4 protein-coding genes are annotated in these 3,058 nt (G+C 41.5%); all 4 read right to left on the bottom strand.

Going from position 1 to position 3,058, the window contains the following annotated elements; translation table 11 throughout:
- A partial coding sequence (locus VF500_RS22365; protein WP_330861801.1) for an REP-associated tyrosine transposase occupies positions 1–528 on the bottom strand: 528 nt, incomplete at its 3' end.
- 171 nt (positions 529–699) lie between these two features.
- The gene (gene recA / locus VF500_RS22360; protein WP_321557062.1) at positions 700–1,722 is read right to left on the bottom strand and encodes a recombinase RecA; all 1,023 of its coding nucleotides are present in this window, start codon (positions 1,720–1,722) and stop codon (positions 700–702) included.
- 144 nt (positions 1,723–1,866) lie between these two features.
- Entirely contained in the window at positions 1,867–2,628 is a 762-nt protein-coding gene (gene nth / locus VF500_RS22355) for an endonuclease III (protein WP_330861800.1), read from the bottom strand.
- Positions 2,629–2,878: 250 nt separating this feature from the next.
- Positions 2,879–3,058 (bottom strand): hypothetical protein (locus VF500_RS22350; protein ID WP_330861799.1); only part of this gene is annotated, 180 nt, incomplete at its 5' end.

The following is a 3,058-nucleotide window of genomic DNA, read 5'->3' as shown; positions in this document are numbered from 1 at the left end:
AATTAAACCTTTATCACCAGCATAATCCCTGGCACTGCTATACAGAAAATGCTCCGGCCTGTCAACCCAGCCGGCAGCGATAGGGTTATTATGCAAATAGTCAAGTTTTTGATCAATCATCTTGTTACCAAACAATTCAATAGGATGGCTGCCAGTCTGCCAAAACTTGTAATGTTCGTTACCTGGGTTTTTCCGGACTTCGCGTTCAAAGAACCAAAGTAGCCAGTCGCGCCTGCTCTCCTGCAAGTTTTCCTCAATTGCTTTGATAATGGTTTTAGAAGTGTGCCTTTTGATATCCCTTAAAATATCCTGCATTGGTTTATCCGTTGTTCCGATAATTAAATGTACGTGGTTGCTCATGATCACCCAGGCATATAACTTGAGGCCTTTGTTTTTGATACAATACTTTAGGCTCTCAACCAAAATATCTTTGTATTCAATTCTGGTGAATACATCTATCCATTGTACAACAGTGAAAGTTACAAAATAGGGAAACTCCTGGTTATGGAATTTATAATTGCGGCTCATGATTTAGGTTATTGGTTATTTAAGCTGGAAGCTTAAATTGTGCTATACCACGGGTTACGCTGCGCTAAACCCGCGGCAGTCTTATATTTTATATTATAAAAAAAGCCCCCCTTCCGGGAAGCTCTTCTCATATATAGATTAAATCACTTTCAAAAATTAGTGTACCCCTGGTTACACTTCTTCCATGCTTTCGCCGGTTACAGTTTCTTTGATCTTATTTTCCAGTTCTTCCTGTAGTTCAGGGTTATCAAGGATCAGTTGCTTAACAGCATCACGACCCTGACCTAAACGGGTTTCACCATAGCTGAACCATGAGCCTGCTTTTTTAATAATGTTGTACTCAACACCCAGGTCAATGATCTCACCTGCCTTTGAAATACCTTCGCCAAACATAATGTCAAACTCGGCTATACGGAACGGAGGGGCAACTTTGTTTTTAACGATTTTAACCTTTACACGGTTACCTGAAACCTCGTCGGTATCTTTAATTTGCGAGATCCGGCGTACATCCAAACGTACCGAAGCATAGAATTTCAATGCGTTACCGCCTGTTGTAGTTTCGGGGTTACCAAACATAACGCCGATCTTATCGCGCAACTGGTTAATGAAAATACAGCAGCATCCGGTTTTGCTGATAGTACCGGTTAGCTTACGCAATGCCTGCGACATCAAACGTGCATGTAAGCCCATTTTTGAATCGCCCATTTCGCCTTCGATCTCTGCTTTTGGTACTAATGCAGCAACGGAGTCAATAACTAAAATATCAATAGCCCCTGAGCGGATCAGGTTATCAGCAATTTCCAGAGCCTGCTCGCCGTTGTCCGGTTGAGAGATCAGCAAATTTTCAACATCTACACCTAATTTCTTGGCATAAAAACGGTCGAAAGCATGCTCAGCATCAATAAAGGCAGCGATACCACCGTTCTTTTGCGATTCGGCAATGGCATGGATAGCCAAAGTTGTTTTACCTGATGATTCAGGCCCGTAGATCTCAATGATCCTGCCTTTAGGCAACCCATTAACACCCAAAGCAATATCAAGGCCCAATGAGCCGGTTGATATAACCTCCGTTTGTTCAATTACGGACTCGCCCAATTTCATGATGGTACCTTTACCGTATGATTTTTCCAGCTTATCTAATGTAAGCTGTAATGCCTTCAATTTATCAGCGCTATTTTTATCTATGTTAGCCATCGTATTATTTTCTTCAACAAATATAATTACATTTTTTACAATTACTAATTTTTTTAGTAATTTTTATTCGCCCGTCATTGCAAGGTACGAAGCAATGACGCTCTTAGATTTAATAAGGAAAGTTAACCAGCATTAGCTTAGCAATCAAATCTCTTTCTCCACACTCCGCTTCTTCAATTCCTTACTTATCGTATTGAGTGCCTTTTTCTTTTTAGCTTCTTTGGCTTTCTTAACTTTTGCGGCTTCGGCCCGTTGCAGCGCGGCTTCGGTATTGTTACGCTCGTAATACCGGCAAAACCAGGTTAGCGGACAAACATCGCATTTGGGGCTGCGCGCCAAACAAATATACCGGCCATGCAGTATCAACCAGTGATGGGCAACGGCTATATATTCCTTTGGGATGTTTTGAACCAGTTGTTTTTCAACAGCCAGCGGGGTACGGGCATTATTGGTTAAGCCAATGCGATTAGCCACCCTGAAAACATGGGTATCAACAGCCATAGCAGGCTCTTCAAAAATCACCGAGGCAATTACATTGGCGGTTTTGCGGCCTACACCTGGTAATTTTTGCAGGTTTTCAATCCCGGCGGGTATTTCACCATTAAAAACATCTATGAGCATTTTACCCATTCCTACCAAATGTTTGGCTTTATTATTAGGATAACTTACCGATCGGATATAGGAAAAAACTTCGTCGGATGTTGCAGCAGCAAGGTCCTGCGGGGTTGGGAAACGCTCAAACAACGCCGGTGTTACCTGGTTGATCCGCTTATCGGTACACTGCGCTGAAAGAATAACCGCCACCAATAATTGAAACGGGTTATTATAGTGTAGCTCCGTAACCGGGTTAGGCTGGTTTTTAGAAAAATAATCAACAAAGTGGCGGTAGCGTTCGGCTTTCAACATAGTTCACTGGTTCATTTGTTCATTAGTTTATTGGTGCTTTCTTGTTGTTAATAAATAACGCAAAGCATTCTAAACTAAGCGGCAAAACTATCAAACTTTTCACCAATGAACGAATGAACCAGTGAACTACTGAACCACTTTTAAATAGAAAGGTTCATAAATCATTCATTGGGTTTTGGTTTTCGATTCGCATCGACAACCTTCTCAACAATTATGATCTATGAACCAGTGGGGGAATCCGCAATAGGGACTAACGTAAGCTTTTTGAATAATCCAGGATCTGGTGTATGGTTTGTACTTTGGGTTTCCTGACCAGCAGGTCCAAATCAGCGCGAATTGAATTGTAAAAAATCACTTCGTCGGCATCCAGATTTTCTTGTGCATTCCTGTTCATTTCAGCTTCGTTAGCTAATGCATTTAACGTTTTTGT

Origin of the sequence: Mucilaginibacter sp., from assembly GCF_036383575.1 — a bacterium.
Lineage (GTDB): Bacteria > Bacteroidota > Bacteroidia > Sphingobacteriales > Sphingobacteriaceae > Mucilaginibacter.
Note: the sequence above shows the minus strand (reverse complement) of the source record. Positions and strands in the feature narration are given on the sequence as shown.